Source organism: Aeromonas sp. QDB56 (assembly GCF_027705505.1).
Lineage (GTDB): Bacteria > Pseudomonadota > Gammaproteobacteria > Enterobacterales > Aeromonadaceae > Aeromonas > Aeromonas caviae.
Genome location: NZ_JAPDBZ010000021.1, coordinates 1 through 25,455 on the forward strand (window position 1 = coordinate 1; position 25,455 = coordinate 25,455).

Here is a 25,455-nt window from a genome sequence, read left to right on the forward strand (position 1 = left end):
CCGAAACCCAACAAGGAGTTTCGGATTCTTACACAGCCTGAGGATCGGTCAATGGATCCTTAACTGATCGGCATTAGCCACAAGGGCCGTTTTTTGGTTTCTTGCTGGCGCTTAACCCAGGCGAACCCGAGCATTGCGGAACATGCGCATCCAGGCGCCATCCTCACCCCAGTTGTCCGGGTGCCAGGAGTTGGCCACGGTGCGGAACACCCGCTCCGGGTGCGGCATCATGATGGTGGCGCGACCGTCCGCACTGGTCACCGCGGTGATACCGTCAGGGGAGCCGTTGGGGTTGGCCGGGTATTGCGCGGTGACGTTGCCGCGGTTGTCCACGAAACGCAGCCCCACCAGACCGCTTTGTTGCAGCGCAGCCAGGTGAGCGGCATCGCGCACTTCCACGCGCCCTTCCCCGTGGGAGACGGCAATCGGCATCACGGAGCCCGCCATCCCGGCGAAGAAGGCGGACGGGGAGTCCTGCACTTCCACCAGGCTGAAGCGCGCCTCGAAGCGCTCGGAGCGGTTGCGCACGAAGCGCGGCCAGAGATCGGCCCCCGGGATGAGGTCACGCAGGTTGGACATCATCTGGCAGCCGTTGCACACCCCCAGGGAGAGGGTATCGCCGCGCTCGAAGAAGCGCTGGAACTGCTCACGGGCGTTGTCGTTGAACAGGATGGACTTGGCCCAGCCTTCACCCGCCCCCAGCACGTCGCCGTAGGAGAAGCCGCCACAGGCCACCAGGGTCTGGAAATCTTCCAGCTTGATGCGCCCCTCGAGGATGTCGCTCATGTGCACGTCGACAGCGGTGAAGCCGGCGCGGTCAAAGGCGGCCGCCATCTCCACGTGGGAGTTGACCCCCTGCTCGCGCAGCACCGCCAGACGGGGAGAAACCCCGCGAGCGATATAGGGCGCGGCCACGTCGTCGGACGGGTTGTAGGTGAGCCTGGCCTGCAGACCCGGATCGGTGGCGTCCTGGCGGGCGGCATGCTCCTGATCGGCGCACTCCGGGTTGTCCCGCAGGCGCTGCATCTGCCAGCTGGTCTCGCCCCAGATGGTGCGAAGGGCGGTGCGGCTGGCGCGATAAACCTCGCTGCCGGCACGCTGGAACAGGATGAGGTCGTCTTCGCGCACCGTGCCCAGCACGTGGGAGCAGGCTGCCAGACCGTGACCGGCCAGCAGGGTCAGCACCGCTTCCTTGTCTTCGCGACGAACCTGGATGACGGCACCCAGCTCCTCGTTGAACAGGGCCGGCAGCAGGTCGCCACCCACGCGATCGAGCTGGATGTCAAGGCCGCAGTGACCGGCAAACGCCATCTCGGTCAGGGTGACGAAGAGGCCGCCGTCGGAGCGGTCGTGGTAGGCAATCAGCTTGCGATCCGCCACCAGCGCCTGGATGGCGTTGAAGAAGCCCTTGAGCTGAACCGGGTTGTCCAGATCCGGGGCGCTTTGCCCAAGCTGGCGGTAAACCTGGGCCAGGGCTGAGGCGCCGAGGCGCTGCTTGCCGTTGCCAAGGTCGATGAGGATAAGGTCGGTCTCACCGAGATCGGTGCGCAGTTGCGGGGTCACGGTATTGCGCACGTCCTCGACCCGGGCAAACGCCGAGATAAGCAGGGAGAGCGGCGAGGTGACGCTGCACTCTTCCCCGTCCTGCTGCCAGCGGGTCTTCATGGACATGGAGTCCTTGCCCACCGGGATGGTGATGCCAAGGGTCGGGCAGAGCTCTTCGCCCACCGCTTTCACGGCTTCGTAGAGACCCGCATCTTCCCCCGGGTGGCCGGCTGCGGACATCCAGTTGGCGGAGAGCTTGACCCGCTTGAGGGAGCCGATATTGGCCGGTGCCAGGTTGGTCAAGGCCTCGGCCACCGCCATGCGGGCGGAGGCGGCATGAGAGAGCAGCGCCACCGGGGTGCGCTCGCCCATGGACATGGCTTCACCGTGGTAGCTGTCGTAGGTCGCGGCGGTAACGGCGCAGTCAGCCACCGGGATCTGCCAGGGGCCGACCATCTGATCGCGGTTGACCAGGCCCGTTACAGTGCGATCGCCGATGGTGATGAGGAAGGACTTCTCCGCCACGGTGGGCAGACGCAGCACGCGCTCGGCGGCGTCGCTGAGGGTGATGCCGTCCAGTTGCAGCGCCTTGCCCTGGGCGGGCAGGCTCTGCACGTCGCGGTGCATCTTGGGCGCCTTGCCAAGCAGCACGTCCAGCGGCAGATCGATGGGCTGGTTGTCAAAGTGATCATCAGAGAGAGTGAGATGCTTCTCTTCGGTGGCGGTGCCGATGACGGCATAGGGGGCGCGTTCGCGCTCGCACAGGGCCTTGAACAGAGGCAGCTTGTCTTGGGCCACGGCCAGCACATAGCGCTCCTGGGATTCGTTGCACCAGACTTCCAGCGGGCTCATGCCCGGCTCGTCGTTCGGGATGGCACGCAGGTCGAAGCGACCACCGCGATCCCCGTCGCTCACCAGCTCCGGCATGGCGTTGGAGAGACCACCGGCGCCCACGTCGTGGATGAAGACGATGGGGTTGTCGTCCCCCAGTTGCCAGCAGCGGTCGATCACTTCCTGGCAACGACGCTCCATCTCGGGGTTGTCACGCTGCACGGAGGCGAAGTCGAGATCTTCGGCAGACTGACCGGACGCCATGGAGGAGGCGGCTCCGCCACCCAGGCCGATGTTCATGGCCGGACCACCCAGCACGATGAGGGCCGCCCCCACCGGGATCTCCCCTTTCTGAACGTGCTCGCTGCGGATGTTGCCGATGCCACCCGCCAGCATGATGGGCTTGTGGTAGCCGCGCACCTCGACGCCGTTGTGGCTCGGCACCTGCTCTTCGAAGGTACGGAAGTAACCCAGGATGGCAGGGCGACCGAATTCGTTGTTGAAGGCGGCGCCGCCAAGGGGACCTTCCTGCATGATGTCAAAGGCACTGACGATGCGGCTCGGCTTGCCGAAGTCCTGCTCCCAGGGCTGCTCGAAACCAGGGATGCGCAGGTTGGAGACGGAGAAGCCCACCAGGCCCGCCTTGGGCTTGGCACCGCGGCCTGTCGCACCCTCGTCGCGGATTTCGCCGCCGGAGCCGGTGGCGGCACCCGGGAAGGGAGAGATGGCGGTCGGGTGGTTGTGTGTCTCCACCTTCATCAGGATGTCGACGCGCTCCTGGTGATACTGGTACTCACCATTGGCGGGGCTCGGGAAGAAGCGGCCACCCTGGCTGCCTTCCATCACCGCGGCGTTGTCTTTGTAGGCAGACAGGACATGATCCGGCGTCTGCTCGAAGGTGTTCTTGATCATCTTGAACAGCGACTTGGGCTGCTGCTTGCCGTCGATGGTCCAGTCGGCGTTGAAGATCTTGTGACGGCAGTGCTCAGAGTTCGCCTGGGCAAACATGTAGAGCTCGATGTCGTTGGGATTGCGACCCAGCCGGGTGAAGTTGGTCACCAGGTAATCTATTTCGTCATCGGCCAGGGCCAGACCCAGGGTCACGTTGGCCTCTTCCAGGGCGGCGCGACCACCACCCAGCACATCTACCTGGGTAAAGGGGCGCGGCTCGTGGTGAGCAAACAGGGCGGCGGCCTCGTTCATCTCGGCAAAGACCACTTCCATCATGCGATCGTGCAGCAGGGCCGCGATCTCGCTGCGCTGGGCCACGCTCAGCTCACCCTTGGCCTGCACGTAATAGGCAATGCCGCGCTCCAGCCGCTTGACCTGTTTCAGGCCGCAGTTATGGGCGATGTCGGTTGCTTTGGAAGACCAGGGGGAGATAGTGCCGGGGCGGGGGGTAACGAGGAACAGCTGACCGCTGGGGGTGTGTTCCGGGATGGTCGGGCCGTAGCGCAGAAGCTGGCCCAAGGTCGCTCGCTCGGGGGGCGACAGCGGGCTCGTCAGCTCGGCAAAATGCACGTATTCCGCATAGACGCTTGCTATCTCTACTCCTCTCTGTGCGCAGCTCTGCAGCAGCTTGTGGACACGAAACTCAGACAGTGCTGGGGCACCACGCAAGATTTCCATATACCTTTCTCACCAAGTTTTAGAGTGTGGGGGGATTTGAGACGCGCGTATTATAGGGATCAGGCCCATCCTGAACAAACGTTTTTCTCATCTCGCGCGGTGTGACTCCCTTCATACTCTCTGGTATAAAGGTGCCTCTTTTTTGACAAATGCCGATTTTTTCAACAAGGGTACTCACCTACTTGCGCTGCATTTTTCGACTGTTCATCGGGATGATGTTGACGCTGGCCCTGGCCGGTTGCGACTTCTACCACCCCTCCAGCCAACTGGAGCAGATCCGCCAGCGAGGCGAGATCCGGGTTGGCACCCTCTATGGCCCCACTTCCTATTACCAGCGTGACGACACCGCACTGGGGTTCGACTACGAGCTGGCGCAGCTTTACGCAGACTGGCTGGGGGTCAAGCTGACCATAGTACCGGCCTACAGCACCGCCGAGCTGGTCGAGCAACTGCAAAAGGGCAAGCTGGATCTCGCCGCCGCCGCCATCGTCGTGACCCCGGAGCGGCGCAAGTTGTTCCGCTTCGGCCCCGGCTTCTACCAGGTCTCCCCCAAGCTGGTCTATCGCAACGGCTCCCCCAGGCCCAAGAACCTCGGTGACATCAAGGGCAGCATAGTGGTGCCGGCGGGCTCCACCGGCGAGGACCTGATGAAGGAGCTGGCCAAGCAGTACCCCAACCTGAAGTGGAGCACCAATCGGGATGCGGACGTGGAAGAGCTGCTCAAGCAGGTGGCCGACGGCAAGGTGGACTACACGGTGGTGCAGGACACCATACTGGCCCGTACCCAGCGCTACTACCCCGAACTCACCGATGGCTTGACCCTCGCCAGCAAGCAGACCGTGGCCTGGGCCATGACCAAGCTGCCCGACGACAGCCTCTACGCCAGCATCATCGACTTCTTCGGTCAGCGCTTCATGGATGGCGCCATCGCCAAGCTCGACGAGAAGTACTTCGGCCACGTGCAGAACTTCGACTTCGTCGACACCCGTACCTTCCTGCAACGGGCCAAGAGCCTGCTGCCCAAGTACCAGGCGCTGTTCCAGACCCACGCCAAGGATATCGACTGGCGGCTGCTGGCCGCCATCAGCTATCAGGAATCCCACTGGGATCCCCAGGCACGCTCCTACACCGGGGTGCGCGGCATGATGATGCTCACCGGCCCGACCGCCAAGGCGATGGGGGTAAACGATCGCACCCACCCGGAAGAGAGCATCAAAGGGGGCGCCCGCTACCTGCAGGAGATGATGGCGAAGGTGCCCGACTCGGTCCCGGCGGACGAGAAAGTGTGGTTTGCCCTCACCGCCTACAACATCGGCTACGGCCACATGATGGATGCCCGCCGCCTGACCAAGGAGCTGGGCAAGAATCCGGACGCCTGGAGCGACGTGAAAGAGGTGCTGCCCCTGTTGCAGCAGTCACGCTGGCATCGCAAGGTGCGCTATGGCTATGCCCGTGGCGGCGAGGCGCGCAACTATGTCAACAACGTGCGCCAGTACTACCAGAGCCTGCTCTGGCTCGACAACGAACAGCAGAAGGCCCATCGTCGGGAGGAGCTGGACGAGGACGACAGCAGCGAGCCGGACGTGCCGGCGCAGCGTCCGGCCATCATCGCCGAAGTGGTCAAACAGATCATCACCCCCTAGCCTCGCCGGGGGTGTGTTTTCCTGCCCTGTTCTCTGTTACCATCCTTGGGTATACGAGGGGCGCTGGAGCGAACTTATTGCAATGTATTCATTGCGTTGCAGTTCCTGCCAAGGGCCCTTTCGGCCCCACGCAAGACCAGGGAGGAGAACAGGATGCGAGCACGCAGAAGAGCCATGTTGGCCCGAAAAACCAAATGTGCCTGGAGCCCGAGACGCAAGCTCAAGCTGGCCGACATGAAACGCAAGATCTGGCACAGAAACCGCTCCTTCACGCTGCTGATAGCGGAGCACACAGTATAAACCCGGCATCAGCCGGGTTTTTTTATGCCTTGTCAGGCTGCGCTTCAAACAGAACGGTGCGCTTGGAGGCCAGGGTGTTGCAGTGGTTGCAAAAATAATCCACCGCGCCGCAAGCCCGAAGCCGCTCCAGCTCCTGCCCGCAGGCAGGACACAGGGCCCGGATGCGATAATGGGCCTGACACTGGCCACACGTCGTCTCGCGGCTGCGGCTGTCCAGTTCACCCTGACAGGCAGGGCAGGTCAGCGTGTTCATTCTCTTCTCGACTCCTCTGTTACGTCACTGTGCACCGGCGTCACTCGCAGCCCCTCCCCCGGTTTGTCTGCCCTGAGGAGGGCCACCAATAAAAACGGCTGCCGGTAAGGGCAGCCGCAGGGCTTTATTTCTTCGCTTTGGCCTTGAGCAGGCGCTTGCGCTGGCGTTCCTGGCTCAGGGTCAGGGTGTTCTTCTTGCCCTCGAACGGGTTGACCGACTCCTGGAACTCCACCCGGATCGGGGTCCCCATGATCTTCAACGACTTGCGGAAGTAGTTGATGAGGTAGCGCTTGTAGGAGTCAGGCAGGTCGTTCAACTGGTTGCCGTGGATCACGATGCGCGGCGGGTTGTAACCACCGGCGTGGGCATACTTCAGCTTGACCCGGCGACCGTTCACCATGGGCGGCTGGTGATCTTCCTGGGCCATCTGCATGATGCGGGTCAGCATGGCGGTGCTGGTGCGGCGAGTCGCGGACTCGTAAGCCTCGTTGATGGATTCGAACAGGTGACCGACGCCACTGCCGTGCAAGGCGGAGATGAAGTGCACCCGGGCGAAGTCGATGAAGCCCAGGCGTCTGTCCAGCTCGTTCTTGACGTCCTCTTTCACCTTCTGATCCAGGCCGTCCCACTTGTTGACCACCAGTACCACGGAGCGGCCGCTGTTGAGCACGAAGCCGAGGATGCTCAAGTCCTGATCCGTGATGGTCTCCCGGGCGTCAATGACCAGCAGGCAGACGTTGGCATCTTCAATCGCCTTGAGCGTCTTGATGACGGAGAACTTCTCCACCGTCTCGTGCACCTTGCCACGGCGACGCACGCCGGCGGTGTCGATGACCACGTATTTCTGATCGTCGCGCTCCATGGGGATGTAGACGGAGTCGCGGGTGGTACCCGGCATGTCGTAGACGATGACCCGATCTTCACCCAGCATGCGGTTGGTCAGGGTCGACTTGCCGACGTTGGGACGACCGACGATGGCGAACTTGATGGGCAGGTCGGCGAACGGCGTCTCCTTGGTGTCTTCCCGGGTGTCGAGCTCACCGGCAGCCACCATGCGCAGCAGGGCCTCTTCGTCGAACTCCTCCAGCTCCTCTTCCTCTTGTGCCTCGGTGGCAGAGCCGACCAGGGTCTCGAGGTGAGGGGCCAGGGCCAGCTCCAGCAGGCTCAGTACGCCACGGCCGTGGGCGGCCGCCATCTGGTAGACCTCGCCCAGGGCCAGACCGTAGAACTCGGACACCGCGGAATCGCCGTCGATGCCGTCGGTCTTGTTGGCCACCAGAAACACCTTCTTGTGGGTCTTGCGCAGGTGCTCGGCGATGGCCTGATCCGCCGCAGTCAGACCGGCGCGCGCATCCACCATGAAGAGCACCACATCGGCCTCTTCGATGGCCAGCAGGGACTGCTCAGCCATCTTCAGCTCGATCCCCTCCTCGGTGCCATCGATACCGCCGGTATCGACCACGATAAATTCCAGCTCGCCCAGCTTCGCCTGGCCATATTTGCGGTCCCGGGTCAGGCCGGGGAAGTCGGCAACCAGGGCATCCCGGGTACGGGTCAGGCGGTTAAACAGGGTGGATTTCCCCACGTTGGGGCGGCCCACCAGGGCAACTACAGGAGTCATAAAAGCCTCATTCTCAAGACGACAAAGGCTCCGGGTCCGAAGACCAGGAGCCGGATATTCACATTATCGGACGATCAAGGACGCTTGAGGGCGTACAACTTGCCGTCACGGCTCTGCACATACAGGGTGTCACCCTCCACCAGCGGAGCGGCATAGAGACCACTGCTGTCGAGCTGCTGCATGGCCTTGATGGTCCCGTCGGTACGGTCCAGCCAATACAGGTAACCTTCCACATCGCCGACCACCACATAGTCACCCAGGATGACGGGGGCGGTCACGGTGCGGTTTTCCAGCTGGGTGTTGGACCACAGCTCGAGACCGTTGCGACGATCGACCGCAAACAGATGGCTGCGGCTGTCGGTCAGCACGATGGCATTGCCGGTCACCGCCATGTCGCGATAACCGGAATACTTGCGCTTCCACACTTCGTCGCCGCTCATCAGCTTGCGCGCCATCAACTGGCCGTTGTAGGCGATGGCGTAGAGCTCATCACCGGCAATCAGCGGGCTGGTATCGACGTCCACCATCCGATCCAGCTCGGTGGCGCCGCGCGGGTCAGCCACCTTGGATTGACGCACCGGCTGGCCGTTGCTCAGCAGGGCGATGCCAACCTTGCCATCGGCGCGGCCATAGATGACGGCACCGTTGGTGATGATGGGGGCGCCGGCACTGCGCAGGGTCAGGGGCGGCTGCTCTTCGGACAGGGTCCACTGCAGCTTGCCCTCGTCGGTATCGAGCGCCACCAGGCGACCGGAGGTGGTCAGCACCACCACGCGGCCATCCTCGACGGCGGGGCTCGCCACCACTTCCCCCGGCACCGTGGTCTGCCACAGCACTTCGCCGTTGGCCTCGTTCAGGGCGTAGACCACCCCGTTTTCGGACCCGAGGAACAGCTTGCCGTAGCGGGAAACCAGGCCGCCGGAGAGACGGGCACTGCGCTTGTCGGCGTTGATGGGCAGATCTGCCAGATCCACGCTCCACAGCTCCTTGCCGCTCTCGCGCTCGAAGGCGGTCACATCGCCATCGCGGGCCGCTGCATAGATGCGGTCCTCTTCCACCACCGGCTTGAGCTGGGAGTAGAAGTCGCCGATGCCATCCCCAACCGAGGAGGACCATGCCGTATCGGCAGTGAACGCGGACTCGACCTTGGGCAGGGGTGCCATGGGGTTGAGATCTTCTTCCGAACTGAACAGGGAGCAGCCCTGCAAGGCGAAGGAGACAGCCACCCCCAGCGCCATTCGCTTGTACAGATTACGCATCCGGAGCCTCGCCCGCAGTGACGGCTGGCAGCGCCAGATCATCCATCTTCAGCTTGAGTTCGGCGCTGCTCTGCAGGCCGCCGGCATCCGCCGCCGCCTGATAGGCATCGCGCGCTTCTTCGGCCTTGCCCTGCTTTTGCAGGATGTCGCCGCGCACTTCCGCCACCTGGGCCTTGAAGGCGTCGTTGTTGATCTTGCCAAGCTGGGCCAGGGCCTCGTCTGCCTTGCCCTGATCGCTCAGGACCCGGGCCAGACGCAGGGCGGCGATGGGCTTGATGCTGTCGTCGCCACTGGCGGCCACCTGGGTCAGCTGCTCGGCAGCCAAATCCAGCTTGCCCGCCTTGACGGCGGCCGCAGCCAGTTGCAGAGCGGCCAGCTCGGCATAGGCGTCACCCTTGTGAGCGGTAATGAAGCTCTTTGCCAGCTCCAGGGCGGCGTCGTCCCCCTTGGCGAGCTGGGCGGTCATCTCGTTGTAAGCCTGGGAGGCGGCTTCCTGGTTGTTCTGCTGCATCTCGTTGTAGTAGCGCCAGCCAAAGAGGCCGACCAAACCGATCACGGTCCCGGCGATCACCGAGGTACCGTTCTCTTTCCACCAGCTCTTGATGACCTCAACCTGTTGTTCTTCAGTGGTATACACTTCCACAGCTTACTCTCCTTTCGCTGCCAGCAGGGCGATGGCGGCATCGACCGAGACGGTCTGTTGCTCGGCCTGGCCACGCAGATATTTGATGGTGATCTCCCCGCTTTGCACCTCGGTCTCCCCAAGGATCAGGGCAATGGCCGCGCCGCTCTTGTCGGCACGCTTGAGTTGTTTCTTGAAGTTGCCGCCGCCGCAGTGGCTCATGAGGCGCAAGTCCGGCAGGGCATCGCGCAGGCGCTCTGCCAGGGCAAAGCCAGCCTGTTCAGTCCCCTCACCCACCATGCAGAGATAGACATCCACCGCCGGGCGGATGTCAGCATTGAGCTCGAGGGTTTCAAGCATCAGCACCAGACGCTCCATGCCCATGGCGAAACCCACTGCCGGGGTCGGCTGGCCACCGAGCTGCTCCACTAGGCCGTCGTAGCGACCACCGGCACAGACGGTGCCCTGGGCCCCCAGGCTGTTGGTCACCCACTCGAACACGGTCAGGTTGTAGTAGTCGAGGCCGCGCACAAGACGCTCGTTCACCTCGAACTGGATGCCGGCCGCCGTGAGCAGGCGCTTGAGCCCTTCGAAGTGAGCCAGGCTCTCTTCGCCCAGGTGGTCGAACAAACGGGGAGCACCTGCCAGGATGGCCTGCACTTTTTCGTCTTTGGAGTCGAGCACCCGCAGGGGGTTGCTGTACATGCGGCGCTGGCTCTCTTCGTCCAGCTCGCTCTTGTACTGTTCCAGATAGGCGACCAGGGCATCGCGATAGGCGGCACGTTCGCTGCTCTGGCCGAGGGTGTTGAGCTGCAAGGTGACGTGATCGCTGATGCCGAACAGACGCCACAGGCGGTGAGTCAGCATGATGAGCTCGGCATCGATGTCCGGCCCGTTGATGCCGAACAGCTCGACCCCGAACTGGTGGAACTGGCGATAGCGACCTTTCTGGGGACGCTCGTGACGGAACATGGGGCCCATGTACCACATCCGGCGTTCCTGGTTGTAAAGCAGACCGTGCTCGATGCCGGCACGCACGCAACTGGCGGTCCCTTCCGGACGCAGGCTCAGGCTGTCGCCGTTGCGGTCTTCAAAGGTGTACATCTCTTTTTCGACCACGTCGGTCACTTCACCGATGGCACGCTTGAACAGATGGGTCTGCTCGACGATGGGCATGCGCACTTCGCTGTAGCCATAGCTGGCCACGACCTGGCGCAGGATCTGTTCTACTTTCTGCCATACCGGGCTCTGCTCCGGCAGGCAATCATTCATACCGCGAATAGCTTGGATCTGTTTTGCCACGTTGATACTCGAGAAAAAGAGGTAAAATTTGGCCGCATTATAGGGATTTTCGACCCCGAGGTAAAATCGGGTGCCCGGATGCGGGATGTAAAATCAACAACCTAAAGCCGGGGCCACCCCAGGTGGCCCCGTCATGGTTCAACCTTTGTCCACCTGGATCTGGTTGGCCGGATCCAGCATGGCGGCCCGGGCACGGATGCGACGCTCCAGGGTCGGGATCAAATCCTTGTTGTCGAGCCGGTCGACCCGCTGGCCCCCCTCGTAGAAGGCACTCTTGTTGGCGGCCCCCGCAAGGCCGAGATCGGAAACCAGCGCCTCCCCCGGACCGTTCACCACACAGCCGATGATGGAGACATCCATCGGGGTGATGATGTCTTCGAGCCGCTCTTCCAGGGCGTTGACCGTGCCGATGACGTCGAACTCCTGACGGGAGCAGGAGGGACAGGCGATGAAGTTGATGCCGCGGGAACGGATGCGCAGGGATTTGAGGATGTCGAAGCCCACCTTCACCTCTTCCACCGGATCGGCGGCCAGGGAGATGCGCAGGGTGTCGCCAATCCCCTCGCTCAGCAACATGCCAAGGCCGATGGCGGACTTGACCGCGCCGGCGCGAAAACCGCCCGCTTCCGTGATGCCCAGATGCAGGGGTTGATCGATCTGCTTGGCCAGCAGGCGATAGGCACCGACTGCCAGGAAGACATCGGACGCCTTCACGCTCACCTTGAAGTTCTGGAAGTCGAGGCGATCCAGGTAATCCACGTGGCGCATGGCGGACTCCAGCAGCGCCTCCGGGGTCGGTTCGCCATATTTCTCCTGGAGATCACGCTCAAGGGAACCGCCGTTGACACCGATGCGGATGGGGATGTTGTAGTGACGGGCGCAATCCACCACCGCACGCACCCGCTCTTCGTTGCCGATGTTGCCCGGGTTGATGCGCAGGCAGTCGGCCCCGTACTCGGCCACTTTGAGGGCGATGCGGTAGTCGAAGTGAATGTCGGCCACGATGGGGATGCGGGTCTGCTGCTTGATGAGCTTGAACGCTTCCGCCGCCTCCATGGTGGGGACGGAGACCCGGACGATGTCGGCGCCGACCCGCTCGATCCGCTGGATCTGCTCGACGGTAGCGGCCACGTCCGTGGTCTTGGTGTTGGTCATGGTCTGTACCGTGATGGGGGCATCGCCCCCAACCGGCACGTTGCCGACCATGATCTGTCTGGATTTGCGACGAACGATGGGTGATTCGTGTGCGGGCTTTTCGTGAACAGACATGGCGGACTGATTACTCCTGCGGCAGTGAGAAGCGGGCAGTCCGGCCGTTGTTGTAACGGCTCATGTCGAAGGACTTGCCCTGATATTCGAGATTGACCGCCATGGGCGCGCCAATGATGAATCTGAGTGGCTCGGGTCCTTCCAGCACAAGCTCGTCGTTCGCCTTCTTCAGACCACTGAACAGGGTCTTGCCGTTGGCATCCTTGACATCCAGCCAGCAATCGGCGGTGAAGCTCATCTTGAGCTGGGGCGCCTTGGCGGGCTCGGTGGTCGTGCTCTCGGCAGTCGAGACCGCACCGGAAACGTCCGTCGGGACGGCTGCGCTGGCATCCGTAGCGACCACAGGCAGGGTTGCGGTGGCACCGCTCACCACAACCTGGGTGGACACGGCATCGGACGCTACGGGCAGCACGGGCTCGGCGACCTCCACGGCGGGGGCAACATTCGCTTCCGGCGTATTGACGGTCGCGCTCATCTCGGTCGCCGCCAGGGCGTCGTCACCGGCAGAGCGGCGCGCCGTGCTCTGCCACCACCAGGCGACGGAGAGCCCGATCAGCACCAGGATCACCAGCCAGGTCACCACCTTGAGCCGGCTGTCATTGGCCTGCTGGCGGGAGCGACGGGAGAAGCTCTGCATGTCGATGTTGTCGGGGGGAGTCAGCCCCAGCTTTTCGTAGGCGGCGAGGATGGTCTCCTCGGGGATGCCCACGAGCTTGGCATAGGCCCGCAGATAGCCACGAATGAAGGTATGGGACGTGTGCTTGTCATAGGTATCCGCTTCGATGGCGGCGATCAGGGTCAGACGAAGGTGAATGCGGGACGCAACCTGTTCCCGGGTCCAGCCGAGCTGTTCACGGGCGTTGCGCAGCAGCTGGCCTGGGCCCGCTGCCTGGGAGTCGTCTTGGAAATCGTGTGGCTGTTCAGTAGTCATTGGCTAAGTAACGCTTGGCTTGTTGCGAAGTGGGATATTGCCTTACCAGCTCAGTCCCGAATTGGTGAAGTAATGCCGGTTTGTCCATGGCCTGGGCCAGCCGCAGCCGGAGCCAGAGGCTCTCCTCGTTCTCCTCTGCCACATCGGCAAAGCGCGCGAGGTAAGACTGGACATCAGGAAGCTTGCCATCTTTCATGGAAAGCTCGGCCATGTCCAGCAATAACCTAGGGAAAGGGAAGGTGCTAACAAGTCACTTGGCACAAAAACACACCATTCTAAATTATTGATATTAAATGGCTAAACTTTTTAGTTTTGGCACATAGGGTACTTATTCGCACCTTCCTTAGGAGTTAAACCATTTTGACGGAAATCCCATCCTGTTGCATCCGATTTTTCATGGTGCGCTTGGTGCGGTCGATCACCTCTCCCACCAGCTGCCCACAGGCGGCGTCGATGTCGTCACCACGGGTCTTGCGCACGATGACGGTCAGGCCGTATTCCATCAACACCTTGGAGAAACGGTCGATACGGCTGTTGCTCGGCTTGCCAAACGGGTTGCCCGGGAAGGGGTTGAACGGGATCAGGTTGATCTTGCAAGGAGTTTCCTTGAGAACCTTGGCCAGCTCATGGGCATGCTGCATGTCGTCGTTGATGTGATCGAGCAGCACATACTCCACGGTCACCCGGCCGCCGTTGGCGTTGGACTTGGCCAGATAGCGGCGTACCCCGGCAAGGAAGGACTCGATGTTGTACTTGTCGTTGATCGGCATGATCTCGGAACGCAACTGGTCATTCGGCGCATGCAGAGAGATGGCCAGGGCCACGTCGATCTGGTCGCCCAGCATGTCCAGCGCCGGCACCACACCGGAGGTGGAGAGAGTGACGCGGCGCTTGGAGATGCTGAAGCCGAAGTCATCCATCATCAGCTTCATGGCAGGTACCACGTTGGCGAGGTTGAGCAGCGGCTCACCCATGCCCATCATCACCACGTTGGTGATGGGGCGCTTGCCACCCACCACTTTGGCGGCACGCCATATCTGACCGATGATCTCGGAGACTTTCAGGTTGCGGTTGAACCCTTGCTGGGCGGTGGAGCAGAAGGTGCACGCCAGGGCGCAGCCCACCTGGGAGGAGACGCACAGGGTCGCGCGGTCCGCTTCCGGAATGTAGACGGTCTCCACCTCCTGATCGCCCACCTGCAGCGCCCATTTGATGGTGCCATCGGCGGAGCGCTGTTCACGGCTGATCTCGGGGGCACGGATCTCGGCAATGGCCTTGAGCCGCTCGCGCAGCGCCTTGTTGACGTTGCTCATCTGATCGAAATCATCACAACCGAAGTGATAGATCCACTTCATTATCTGGTCTGCCCGGAACGGCTTCTCGCCCAACTCGACGAAGAAGGCACGCATGGCATCCCGGTCGAGATCCAGCAGGTTGGTTTTTGTTTCGCTCATCAGGGGCCTCAGCTCACACACTTCATAAATTATCGGCTGACCTACGTCAGGGGGCGGCATTGTACAAATAATGGGTCTAGCTTTCCACCTGGAGAATAAGTGGATATTGGTAGGATGACCAAAAAACAAAAGGGAGCCGAAGCTCCCTTGGTCACCAGCAGACAACATCAGCCGCGCGGGCAGATCTCGTCGTCGGAGAAGAAGTAGGCGATTTCACGGGCGGCAGAGGCCGGGGCATCGGAGCCGTGGACGACGTTGCGATCGATGCTCTCGGCGTAGCAGGCGCGCAGGGTGCCGGCCAGGGCCTCTTTCGGGTTGGTGGCGCCCATGATTTCACGGTGACGACGGATGGCGTCTTCACCTTCCAGCACCTGTACCATGACGGGGCCAGAGGTCATGAAGCCGACCAGACCATCATAAAACGGCTTGCCCTGGTGCTCGGCGTAGAAACCGGCGGCCTGTTCGCTGGTCAGGTGCAGCATCTTGGCGGCGATGACTTTCAGGCCGGCGCTTTCGAAGCGGCTGTAAATGGCACCAATCAGGTTCTTGCTGACCGCATCCGGCTTGACGATGGAGAAGGTACGTTCGATAGCCATTGAGTTCTTTCCTTAACTACAGAGTTTTATTGTAGGAATCCATGTTCGGCGGCGATTATACGTAAACAAAAAACGAAATAACATACAAAAAATCAACTTTTTGTTAAACAAAAGAATCCTTGAAACAACATGGTGACTCATCTTGTGCCAGGGCAGAGAGAAAAAATGTGCGCTTGCGCACGATCGGCATGCTAATGCCTCAAAACCGTATCAATTGCTCAGCAAAGCAGCACTGGAAAGGGCACCCTGAGGTGCCCTTGTGATGCCGTTCACTGACTCAGCGCGTCTCCGCCATCAGGGTATGGGCGATGGTGCGCATCCCCAGGGTATTGGCCCCGGGCGCCCACAGACTGTCGCCGTTTTCGCTGAAGCAGGCGGCGAGATCGACATGCAGCCAGCCTCTTCCCTCATCAGGGACAAAGCGGGAGAGGAAGCCTGCCGCATTGGAGGCCCCCCCCGGTCCGCCGCCCGGCACGGGGCGGCTGTTGGCGGTGTCGGCATAGTGGGACGGGCACTGCTGGCGATGCCAGGGCTCCAGCGGCAGCGGCCATGCTGGCTCCTGCTCCGCATCCGAATAGGCCATGGCGCGGCTCACCAGCCCCTTGTCCAGTCCAAACAGGGCGTTGTAACGCCCCCCCAGCGCCATCACGGCCGCCCCGGTGAGGGTGGCAGCGTCGATGATGAGCGGCGCACCAGACTCGCCGGCCAGTTGCAAGCCGTCGGCCAGGATCAGACGCCCTTCGGCGTCGGTATTGACCACCTCCACCGTGGTGCCGTTCTTGTAGGTAAGGATGTCACCCAGCTTGTAGGCATGGCCGGATACCAGGTTCTCGGCGCAGCAGAGGATGAGCTTCACCCGCTTGTCGAGGCCACGCAGAATGGCCAGCGCCAGCGCGCCGGTGACGATGGCGGCACCGCCCATGTCGTGTTTCATGGTCAGCATGCCCTGGGAGGTCTTCATGGAGTAGCCGCCGGAATCGAAGGTGATCCCCTTGCCCACCAGGGCGGCAGCTACCGGCGCCTTGGGATCCTTGCCCGGATTGAAATCCAGCTCCAGCATCACGGGCTCGCGGTCACTGCCACGACCCACTTGATAGAGACCGACCCAGCCCGCCTGTTGCAGCGCCTCTCCCTTGAGGATGCGATGGCTGATCCGGTCCGGTGCCAGCTCGGTGAGGAAGGCAGCGGCTTCGACCGCCAACTCCAGCGGCCCCAGCTGCTCCGGAGTGGCGTTGGTCATCTCCCGCACCCAACGCCCGCACAGCCAGCGCGCCTCCAGCTCCTCCCTGTCCTCCTCGGACGAAGTGGCCCACTGCAACCCCACTTCCGCCTTGGGCGTCTGCATCCCCTGGGCAAAGGCCCACTGCTGCTCCCGCTCCCAGTGGCCAGCCAGGACCACCTGCTGGATCCCCTGGCTGCACAGGCGCCGCGCCGCCTGCTGGATATCCAGCAAGGGAGTGGCGCTCACCAGATGGATCACCATGCCGTCGGCACGGTGGGAGAGCAGTGCCCCCTCCCCCCACTCGGCCGGTGCAAACTCTCGGCTCAACCAGACGTTCATGCGCACACCTCCTGCAGCCAGCGGGCAATCGTGCGAAGACCATGGCCCTTGGCCCCGGTCGCCCAGAGCTCATTGCCCGACTTCTGATAGGAAGCGGCCAGGTCCAGGTGCACCCAGCCCTTGCCTTCGTCACGGACGAAGCGCGACAGGAACGCCGCTGCCGTGGTGGCGCCGGCAGTACCTTCTGCGGACGCCACGTTGCCCAGCTCGGCAAAGGCCGAGGTGAGCTGGCCTGCGTGCCAGGGTTCGAGCGGCAGCGGCCAGGCCTTCTCGTTTTCGGCGTTGGCGGCCGCCAGCGCGCGCACCTGCTCCGCCTCATCAAGGGCAAACACGGCATTGTAGTCGCGGCCCAGCGCGGTCTTGGCGGCGCCGGTCAGGGTGGCAGCGTCGAGGATGTAGGCAGCCCCGCTTTCGCTCGCAGCCAGCAGGCCGTCTGCCAGCACCAAGCGACCTTCCGCATCGGTGTTCTGGATCTCGACCGAGATGCCGTTGCGATAGGTGAGGATGTCGCCGAGCTTGAAGGCGTGGCCGGAGACCAGGTTCTCGGCGCAGCAGAGGATGAGCTTAACCCGCTTGTTCAGGCCACGGCTGATGGCCAGTGCCAGGGCGCCGGTCACCATGGCGGCGCCGCCCATGTCGGACTTCATCGGCAGCATGTTGTCGGAGGACTTCATGGAGTAGCCGCCGGAATCGAAGGTGATCCCCTTGCCCACCAGCGCCGCGACCACAGGGGCGTTGGCATCCCCGGTCGGGTTGTAGTCGAGCTCCAGCAGCACCGGCTCGCGCTCACTGCCACGGCCCACCGACCAGATCCCGATATGACCCGATTCACGCAAGGCCTCGCCAGCGGTGATGCGGGCGGTCACCTTGTCACCGCCGAGGCTGCGAATGAGCAGCAGAGCGGACTCCGCCAGGCTCATGGGGTAGATGGCTTCCGGGCAGCCGTTGGTCACCTCGCGCACCCAGTGGGTCGCTTTGAGCAAGGCGGCGAGTTCGGCCGCTTCCTGCTCGCTCTGTTCACCAAAATCGAGCTCGCGAACCCCCTTGGCGGCATAGAAGCCCTGGGCAAAGGCGTAACGACGCTCCCCATTCCACCCCTCGCCCACCAGCTTGATGCGCTTGATGCCGCTCGACTCGAGGCGTCTGGCACCGCGCTGGATGGCGCGCAGCGCCTCCTTCTCCTGGCCAGCGGCCAGATGGAGATGGGCCTCGTCCCCGTTGAAACTGAGCAGGGCACCCTCGCCCCACTGGGCGGCGGCAGCCTGGGACGACAACCTTACGTTCATCATGTCAGCCATGTTCTCTTGCTTCCTTTTTATTGGCACTTTCATCAACGAATAGGGAAATCACGGGCACAAAAAAGGCCGCTCCCTCAAGGGTCACGGCCTTCACCATATCATTACTGCACCATGAGATGCTGCACGCGCAATTCACTCATGTGTAATTAAGGGGTCATCAGTGGCGCTCGGACGCCAGATTCAGGGTGTACTTGGGCAGTTCCACCACCAGATCCTCGTCCGCCAGTCTGGCCTGGCAGCTGAGACGGGATTCCGGCTCCAGCCCCCACGCCTTGTCCAGCATGTCGTCTTCCAGCTCGTCGCTCGGCTCGAGGGAGTCGAACCCTTCCCGCACCACGCAGTGGCAGGTGGTGCAGGCACAGGACTTCTCGCAAGCGTGCTCGATCTCGATGCCATTGCGCAGCGCGATATCCAGAATGGTTTCACCGGTCGCACCTTCGAGGGCCGCGCCGTCCGGACAGAGCTCGGGATGGGGCAGAATAATCAGTTTTGGCATATCACACCTTGTTGACGTTTTGTCCGGTCAGCACCTTGCGGATGGAGGCATCCATCCGGCGGGCTGCAAATTCGCCACTGGCAGCATCCGCTGCCTCGATGGCCTCTTTGATCTGGTTGGTGGTGCCCGTGCTGCGCATGGTCAGCAGATGGGCGATGGCGGCATCCAGCTCGGCCCGCTCGGCGGGGCTCAATAAGGCCTCGCCATCGGCGGCCAGCGCGGCGTTGAGACTCTCGACCACCCGGTCGGCCTCGACCTGTTGCTCCGCCAACATGCGGGCGTCCATGTCCTGCTGGGCATTGGCGATGGAGGCGCTCAGCATGTTGAGGATGTCATCTTCCCCCAGCCCGTAGGAGGGCTTGACCTGGATCTCGGCCTGCACGCCGGAGGATTTCTCCATGGCGCTGACCGACAGTAGACCGTCCGCATCCACCTGGAAGGTGACGCGAATGTGGGCGGCGCCGGCCGCCATGGGCGGAATGCCGGTCAGGGTGAAGCGGGCCAGGGAGCGGCAATCCGCCACCAGCTCGCGCTCCCCCTGCACCACATGGATGGCCATCGCGGTCTGGCCATCCTTGAAGGTGGTGAACTCCTGGGCGCGGGCCACCGGAATGGTGGTATTGCGCGGGATCACCTTCTCAGCAAGGCCGCCCATGGTCTCTAACCCTAAGGAAAGCGGGATGACGTCCAGCAGCAGCATCTCGGCATCAGGCTTGTTGCCCACCAGGATGTCGGCTTGGATGGCGGCACCGATGGCCACCACCTTGTCAGGGTCGATGCTGGTCAATGGCGTGCGGCCGAAGAACTCACCCACCCGCTCGCGCACCAGCGGCACCCGGGTCGAGCCGCCGACCATCACCACTTCCAGTACCTCTTCCTGCTCGAGACCCGCATCGCGCAGGGCGCGCCGACAGGCCTGCAGGGTGCGTTTGACCAGGGGCTGGATCAGCTCGTCAAACTGGCTGCGGGTGACGGTACCCTGCCAGCCGGCAAAGGCGCAGACAACGGCATCGGCATCGGTGAGGCCGTGCTTGATGCTGGCCGCCGCATCCAGCAACTCGCGCTGGGTACGGGCATCGAGTTGACCGGATAACCCGGCTTGCTCTTTGAGCCAGTCCGCCAGCAGATGGTCGAAATCGTCACCACCGAGTGCCGAGTCGCCACCGGTGGCCATCACCTCAAACACCCCGCGATGCAGGCGCAGGATGGAGATATCGAAGGTTCCGCCACCCAGGTCATAGACGGCGATCACCCCTTCCTGGCCTGAGTCGAGGCCATAGGCGATGGCGGCCGCCGTGGGTTCGTTGAGCAACCGCAGTACGTGCAGACCGGCCAGTCTGGCCGCGTCCTTGGTACCCTGACGCTGGGCATCGTCAAAATAGGCTGGCACCGTGATGACCACGCCCTCGAGGTCTCCCCCGAGGGACGCGGCACCGCGCTCGGCCAGTTTTTTCAGGATCTCGGCCGAGACCTGCACCGGATTGACCAGCCCCTGGCGGGTCCGCAACTGGGGCATGCCCGTCTCGGTAGCCACGAACTCGTAAGTCTGCTGGCGGGTATCGATGTCGGTCAGCGCCTTGCCCATCATCCGCTTGACCGAGACGATGGTGTTGTGGGGATCGAGGGCCGCCTCACGTTTGGCATCGAAGCCAACCCGGATGGTATCGGCCTGGTAATGGACCACGGAAGGCAGCAGATCACGCCCCTGCTCGTCACAGAGGGTGTCGGCCTGGCCGCTGCGCACGGCGGCGACCAAGGAGTTGGTGGTGCCAAGATCGATGCCGACGGCACGTTTATGCTGGTGAGGTGCGGCGCTCTGGCCTGGCTCGGCAATTTGCAGTAATGCCATGGGTAATCACAATTCCTGCGTTAGAGGGTCAAGACTCGAACAGCGAGTCTTCGAATCGTTCCAGCTCCTCGAGGAGCTTGTCGACAAATTTGAGCTTGCGAACGCAATCCGCCGCCTGCAGATCCTCACCCCTGGTGAGAGAGTCGGTCAGCCGTTGCATCAACGCCTGGTGATCATGCCTGATCTCCTGGCGAAAATCCTTGATGGCCCCCTCAGGGTCGGCGTCGCCCTTGAGATCAGCCAGCCGCTCTCGCCACTCCAGCTGTTGCATCAGAAAGGCAGGATCTTGTAGTGTCTGCTGCTCGCCGCGAATATCGGTGCCCCGCAAGGAGAGCAGATACTCGGCTCGGCGCAAGGGGGCCTTGAGGGTGGTAAAGGCATCGTTGATCTGGGCAGCACGCTGCACGGCAGCAAGCTGCTCCCGCTCGGGGGCAGTCGCAAAACGATCGGGATGGAACTGGGTCTGCAGCTGACGATAGGTGTCAGCCAGTTGGCGAGTATCGAGCTCGAAGCCCTCAGCCAGCCCGAACAGCTCGAAATGATTCATCCTTCGTCCTCAGACAATAGCGCTGGGAGTGCAACCACACTCGTCTTGAAATTGAAAGCAGTGGCATGGACTGGCGTCCACACCACTGTGTTGATGAGCAAGGTGTTGATCACAAGAGACTCGCCGCAACAGGGCTCACCCTTGGGGCTACGAGGCGTTGCAAACATGGGCGATCTGTCAATCGAACCACTTACACGCTGAAGCTTTCGCCACAACCACATTCGCCCTTGGCATTCGGGTTGTTGAACTGGAAGCCCTCGTTGAGGCCTTCCTTCACGAAGTCCAGCTCGGTGCCATCCAGGTGGATCAGGCTCTTGGCATCCACGATGATCTTGACGCCTTTCTGCTCAAATACCTGATCCTCGGCAGCCAGCTCATCCACGAACTCGAGCACATAGGCAAGGCCAGAACAGCCGGTCGTCTTGACGCCGAGGCGCAGGCCGATGCCCTTGCCCCGGTTGATCATGAAGGAGGAAACCCGCGCCGCTGCGGCATCTGTCATGGTTATGGCCATACTGCTCTCCGGACCTTAAAGACCTTTCTTCTGCTTGTAATCGGCGATGGCGGCCTTGATGGCATCCTCCGCCAGAATGGAGCAGTGGATCTTCACCGGCGGCAGCGCCAGCTCTTCGGCGATGTCGGTGTTCTTGATACCGGCCGCTTCGTCCAGGGTCTTGCCCTTGACCCACTCGGTCACCAGGGAGCTGGAGGCGATAGCGGAACCACAGCCGTAGGTCTTGAACTTGGCATCTTCGATGATGCCATCGTCGCTGATCTTCAGTTGCAGCTTCATGACGTCACCACAGGCCGGTGCACCGACCATGCCGGTGGCGACGCTGGGATCGTTCTTGTCAAAACCACCGACGTTGCGGGGATTCTCGTAGTGGTCGATTACTTTTTCACTGTAAGCCATATCTAACTCCTGCTAATTCCGTTGTTCACCAAACCCTTGCCATGCTGGCAAGGATCAGTGATGTGCCCATTCGACCGTGTTCAGATCGACGCCATCCTTGAACATCTCCCACAGGGGGGACATCTCGCGCAGACGACCGATGGAGTCGCAGATGAGCTTGATTGCGTAGTCGATCTCTTCTTCGGTGGTGAAGCGACCGATGCTGAAACGGATGGAGCTGTGTGCCAGCTCGTCGTTCAGGCCCAGGGCGCGCAGCACGTAGGAAGGTTCCAGGCTGGCCGAGGTACAGGCAGAACCGGAAGAGACCGCCAGATCCTTCAGTGCCATGATGAGGGATTCCCCTTCCACATAGGCGAAGCTGACGTTCAGGTTACCCGGTACACGCTGATCCAGATCCCCGTTGATATAGACTTCTTCGATGTTCTTGATGCCATCCCACAGACGCTGGCGCAGGGCCATGATGTGCTGGCTCTCGCTCGCCATCTCTTCCTTGGCGATGCGGAAGGCTTCCCCCATGCCGACGATCTGGTGGGTTGCCAGGGTGCCGGAGCGCATGCCGCGCTCGTGACCACCGCCGTGCATCTGGGCTTCCAGACGAACACGGGGCTTGCGGCGCACATACAGGGCGCCAATGCCTTTCGGGCCGTATACCTTGTGGGCGGACATGGAGAGCAGATCAACCTTGAGTGCTTCCACGTCGACCGGGATCTTGCCCACGCTCTGGACGGCGTCCACGTGCAGCAGGATCTTGCGGGAACGGCACAGCTCGCCGATGGCAGCGATGTCTTGCACCACCCCGATCTCGTTGTTGGCGTGCATGATGCTGACCAAGATGGTGTCATCACGCAGGGCGCCTTCGATCTGCTCAAGGGTGAACAGGCCGTTGGGCATGGGCTCGAGGTAGGTCACCTCATAGCCTTCCCGCTCCAGTTGGCGGCAGGTATCCAGCACAGCTTTGTGCTCGGTCTTGGAGGTGACGATGTGCTTGCCCTTGCCGGCGTAGAAATGGGCGATGCCCTTGATGGCCAGGTTGTTGGACTCGGTCGCACCGGAGGTAAAGACGATCTCGCGCGGGTCCGCGCCGATCAGCTCTGCCACTTGATTACGGGCCAGATCCACCGCCTCTTCGGCCTGCCAGCCGAAACGGTGGGAACGGGAGGCTGGGTTGCCGAACAGGCCGTCCATGGTGAGGCACTGCATCATTTTTTCTGCGACACGCGGGTCCACCGGACAGGTTGCCGAATAATCAAGGTAAATAGGCAGTTTCATCTTTTTCTCCGTTACGACGGTGTCACACAGCGACTCGTCGTGGAAAGCACGTTTATAGTTGGACTTTCAAGCTCACATCACCGCGTTCGGCCCGATCAACCAGGGACAACACGGTCTTCATTTGTTCATCTTGCTTGCCGGCGATACGGCGCACATCGGCCTGACCAACCAGCTCGGCCAGGGTGATATCCCCCAGGAAACTGGAGATGCGTTCGCTCAGATCCCGCCACAAGGAGTGGGTCAGGCACTGGGTACCACCGTGGCAGCCCCCTTTGCCGAGGCACTTGGTCGCATCGACCGATTCATCGACCGCGGTGATCACCTGACCGACCGAGATCTCGCCAGGGGCCAGACCGAGGCGATAGCCGCCACCGGGGCCACGTACGCTGCTCACCAGACCATGCTTGCGCAGACGGGCAAACAGTTGTTCCAGATAGGACAAGGAGATGCCCTGGCGCTCTGAAATATCAGCCAGGGGCACGGGCCCCTGCTCTGCATGCAACGCCACGTCGAGCATGGCTGTCACCGCGTAACGTCCTTTTGAGGTCAGTCTCATATGCCTTACCGTTTGCGAACCAATCAATATGTGGCATATGGTCACATACCCGACTAAATCAGTCAAGTATATGCTTGAGTAAATCAGTCGGGATTAATCCTGTGCCCTGGACTTCTGGACAGAGGTGAGAATGCCCCGCAGGATGTTCAACTCCACCGCTTCGGGTCTGGCCCGGTTGAATAGACGACGCAGTTTGCTCATCACATGGCCTGGATGGTCATCGGCAATGAATCCCGTCTTTTGCAACGTCTGCTCCAGATGCTGATAAAACCCTTCCAGTTGCTGGGCGCTGGGGTACTCGACCCGCTCATCCTCCGGGGCCGAATGCTCCTGGTTCTGTACTTCCAGCCAGCGCATCCGCACCTCGTAACAAAGGGTCTGCACTGCCATGGCCAGATTGAGGGAGCTGTATTCTGGATTGGCGGGAATGGCCACATGGAAGTGGCATTTTTGCAGTTCGTCATTGGTGAGGCCGGTGCGTTCACGGCCAAACACCAGCGCGACCGGGTGCTCCATGCCCTCGGCAACCAGCTTCTCGCCCGCTTCACGGGGATCCAGCATGGGCCAGCTCAAGGTGCGGGAACGGGCACTGGTGCCGATGACCAGACCACAGTTGGCAATGGCTTCATCCAGGGTCGGCACGATACGGGCGCGAGCCAGGATATCGCTGGCCCCCGCCGCCAGGGCGACGGCCTCCTCATCCGGCTGGGCCTGGGGATCGACCAGCACCAGTTGAGTCAGCCCCATGGTCTTCATGGCCCGCGCCGCGGATCCCATGTTGCCGGTGTGAGAGGTGTTTACCAACACGATACGAATCTGATCCAACATGCCCAGTCAATCTTCAGTCAAAAATGGCGCGCAATTGTAACATAACCAATCGCTATTTTGGCACCGCTTCCGACCAGGCATTTCTGCACAAACAGACAGATGATACATCCCCACCCTGCGTGGTCACGCTGACAGTGGGGTACTGCGGCTCAAGTTCACTTGTTCCGCAGCACTCGGGCAAGAAAACGGCTCAGCTCATTGTCGCGGCAGTGGGCACGTGCGTCTCGCGGGCCCGCTCGATAAAGGTCGCCAGATCCATCAGGGGGTATTTCATCAATCCCAGCCCGTCCAGATCCAGGCTGTCCATCAGATTTTTCACCTCCAGGCCCAACTCTGTATCCCCCTCTATCTTCAGTCGGCGCTGGAAGAAGAGGGAATCCGGGTCTTCACGGCGCCCGGCGATCAGAATAAGATCCTGGCTATTGCCGCTGAAACAGACATCGGCGCGCTCACACTTCCTCGCCACTACCAATTTGCCCTCCTGCTCGCTGATAAACCAGCATAGCCCCAGATCGCTGACTTCCACTTTCAGCCACTTGCCCGCAAGAAACGCAAATTCCCCCTCTTCGATGGCCTCCCGGAACACCCTGCCCAGCAGGGCCTCCATCAGGTTTTGTTGCAAAGGGAAGGGCACCAGCTTGAGGGGGTGGCGCAAGAGACGGGGTGCCTGTTCGACCAGGCGACGTTGCAGATGTTGAAACACGATAAACTCCCAGTTTTTTGCGCATTCAAGCACAGCCCCTTCGGCAAGATCCTGTTGAAAATCAAACTTGTGCCCACTTACCTCAAGAAGGGTAAAGCCACCTAAAGCTGCCTCAGGTCAAAAAGCGGGAGGGCAAGCATGAATACAATCGGGCCACTTTTGCATTTTTGCCCTCTCGGA

Annotated in this window: 22 protein-coding genes and 1 pseudogene; 1 reads left to right on the plus strand and 22 read right to left on the minus strand. The window is 61.8% G+C overall.

The genetic code is table 11. The annotated features are described in order from the left end of the window. Positions 1–111: 111 nt before the first annotated feature. Positions 112–4,005 carry a phosphoribosylformylglycinamidine synthase gene (purL, locus tag OKB81_RS05400; protein WP_160837388.1) on the minus strand — a complete coding sequence of 1,298 codons (3,894 nt, stop codon included), beginning with the start codon at positions 4,003–4,005 and terminating at the stop codon, positions 112–114. 149 nt (positions 4,006–4,154) lie between these two features. Between purL and mltF the strand changes: the two genes are divergently transcribed. Next, positions 4,155–5,648 carry a membrane-bound lytic murein transglycosylase MltF gene (gene mltF / locus OKB81_RS05405; protein ID WP_270805143.1) on the plus strand — a complete coding sequence of 498 codons (1,494 nt, stop codon included), beginning with the start codon at positions 4,155–4,157 and terminating at the stop codon, positions 5,646–5,648. A 322-nt stretch (positions 5,649–5,970) separates the two neighbouring features. Here mltF and OKB81_RS05410 read toward each other — a convergent pair whose 3' ends face one another. From OKB81_RS05410 to ubiT, 21 genes and pseudogenes are all read right to left on the minus strand, one after another. Continuing rightward, positions 5,971–6,201 carry a zinc ribbon domain-containing protein gene (locus OKB81_RS05410; RefSeq protein WP_270805145.1) on the minus strand — a complete coding sequence of 77 codons (231 nt, stop codon included), beginning with the start codon at positions 6,199–6,201 and terminating at the stop codon, positions 5,971–5,973. A 124-nt stretch (positions 6,202–6,325) separates the two neighbouring features. Continuing rightward, entirely contained in the window at positions 6,326–7,822 is a 1,497-nt protein-coding gene (gene der, locus OKB81_RS05415; protein ID WP_010675045.1) for a ribosome biogenesis GTPase Der, read from the minus strand. A 74-nt stretch (positions 7,823–7,896) separates the two neighbouring features. After that, positions 7,897–9,081 carry an outer membrane protein assembly factor BamB gene (gene bamB, locus OKB81_RS05420; RefSeq protein WP_270805147.1) on the minus strand — a complete coding sequence of 395 codons (1,185 nt, stop codon included), beginning with the start codon at positions 9,079–9,081 and terminating at the stop codon, positions 7,897–7,899. Beyond that, on the minus strand, positions 9,074–9,724 hold the full coding sequence (locus OKB81_RS05425) for a YfgM family protein (protein WP_202041366.1): 651 nt from the start codon (positions 9,722–9,724) through the stop codon (positions 9,074–9,076). The genes bamB and OKB81_RS05425 overlap by 8 nt, the downstream gene beginning before the upstream one ends. Before the next feature lie 3 nt (positions 9,725–9,727). Next, positions 9,728–11,005 (minus strand): histidine--tRNA ligase, encoded by a 1,278-nt coding sequence (gene hisS, locus OKB81_RS05430; protein WP_039038721.1) that lies wholly within the window; start codon positions 11,003–11,005, stop codon positions 9,728–9,730. A 138-nt stretch (positions 11,006–11,143) separates the two neighbouring features. Next, complete coding sequence (ispG, locus tag OKB81_RS05435) at positions 11,144–12,274, minus strand: flavodoxin-dependent (E)-4-hydroxy-3-methylbut-2-enyl-diphosphate synthase (RefSeq protein ID WP_010675049.1); 1,131 nt, start codon at positions 12,272–12,274, stop codon at positions 11,144–11,146. Between the two features lie 10 nt (positions 12,275–12,284). Continuing rightward, the gene (locus OKB81_RS05440) at positions 12,285–13,205 is read right to left on the minus strand and encodes a RodZ domain-containing protein (protein ID WP_104454297.1); all 921 of its coding nucleotides are present in this window, start codon (positions 13,203–13,205) and stop codon (positions 12,285–12,287) included. Then, positions 13,195–13,434, minus strand: a pseudogene (gene tapF, locus OKB81_RS05445) (PilW family type IVa pilus biogenesis/stability lipoprotein TapF); the annotation flags it as partial. The pseudogene tapF and the gene OKB81_RS05440, both read right to left, overlap by 11 nt. A 121-nt stretch (positions 13,435–13,555) precedes the next feature. After that, entirely contained in the window at positions 13,556–14,659 is a 1,104-nt protein-coding gene (locus tag OKB81_RS05450) for a bifunctional tRNA (adenosine(37)-C2)-methyltransferase TrmG/ribosomal RNA large subunit methyltransferase RlmN (protein WP_270667796.1), read from the minus strand. A gap of 167 nt (positions 14,660–14,826) precedes the next feature. Then, positions 14,827–15,255, minus strand: coding sequence for a nucleoside-diphosphate kinase (gene ndk, locus OKB81_RS05455; RefSeq protein ID WP_270667798.1), 429 nt, complete (start codon positions 15,253–15,255; stop codon positions 14,827–14,829). A 277-nt stretch (positions 15,256–15,532) separates the two neighbouring features. After that, complete coding sequence (gene pepB, locus OKB81_RS05460; protein ID WP_160837384.1) at positions 15,533–16,816, minus strand: aminopeptidase PepB; 1,284 nt, start codon at positions 16,814–16,816, stop codon at positions 15,533–15,535. Then, the gene (gene pepB, locus OKB81_RS05465) at positions 16,813–18,114 is read right to left on the minus strand and encodes an aminopeptidase PepB (protein ID WP_109112004.1); all 1,302 of its coding nucleotides are present in this window, start codon (positions 18,112–18,114) and stop codon (positions 16,813–16,815) included. The genes pepB (OKB81_RS05460) and pepB (OKB81_RS05465) overlap by 4 nt, the downstream gene beginning before the upstream one ends. Positions 18,115–18,271: 157 nt before the next feature. Next, positions 18,272–18,610 (minus strand): ISC system 2Fe-2S type ferredoxin, encoded by a 339-nt coding sequence (fdx, locus tag OKB81_RS05470; protein ID WP_005299781.1) that lies wholly within the window; start codon positions 18,608–18,610, stop codon positions 18,272–18,274. Between the two features lies 1 nt (position 18,611). Beyond that, a complete protein-coding gene (gene hscA / locus OKB81_RS05475) occupies positions 18,612–20,459 on the minus strand; it encodes a Fe-S protein assembly chaperone HscA (RefSeq protein ID WP_270662725.1) in 1,848 nt (615 codons plus the stop codon). Between the two features lie 28 nt (positions 20,460–20,487). Next, positions 20,488–21,006, minus strand: coding sequence for a co-chaperone HscB (gene hscB, locus OKB81_RS05480; protein WP_010675057.1), 519 nt, complete (start codon positions 21,004–21,006; stop codon positions 20,488–20,490). Between the two features lie 190 nt (positions 21,007–21,196). Further along, a complete protein-coding gene (gene iscA / locus OKB81_RS05485) occupies positions 21,197–21,520 on the minus strand; it encodes an iron-sulfur cluster assembly protein IscA (protein WP_010675058.1) in 324 nt (107 codons plus the stop codon). 15 nt (positions 21,521–21,535) lie between these two features. Continuing rightward, complete coding sequence (gene iscU / locus OKB81_RS05490) at positions 21,536–21,919, minus strand: Fe-S cluster assembly scaffold IscU (RefSeq protein ID WP_010675059.1); 384 nt, start codon at positions 21,917–21,919, stop codon at positions 21,536–21,538. Positions 21,920–21,973: 54 nt separating this feature from the next. Beyond that, complete coding sequence (locus OKB81_RS05495; RefSeq protein WP_010675060.1) at positions 21,974–23,188, minus strand: IscS subfamily cysteine desulfurase; 1,215 nt, start codon at positions 23,186–23,188, stop codon at positions 21,974–21,976. Between the two features lie 52 nt (positions 23,189–23,240). Beyond that, on the minus strand, positions 23,241–23,744 hold the full coding sequence (gene iscR / locus OKB81_RS05500; protein ID WP_025327241.1) for a Fe-S cluster assembly transcriptional regulator IscR: 504 nt from the start codon (positions 23,742–23,744) through the stop codon (positions 23,241–23,243). A gap of 93 nt (positions 23,745–23,837) precedes the next feature. Then, entirely contained in the window at positions 23,838–24,572 is a 735-nt protein-coding gene (gene trmJ / locus OKB81_RS05505) for a tRNA (cytosine(32)/uridine(32)-2'-O)-methyltransferase TrmJ (protein WP_103857942.1), read from the minus strand. A gap of 190 nt (positions 24,573–24,762) precedes the next feature. Further along, a complete protein-coding gene (gene ubiT, locus OKB81_RS05510; protein WP_160837380.1) occupies positions 24,763–25,275 on the minus strand; it encodes a ubiquinone anaerobic biosynthesis accessory factor UbiT in 513 nt (170 codons plus the stop codon). Between the last annotated feature and the right edge of the window lie 180 nt (positions 25,276–25,455).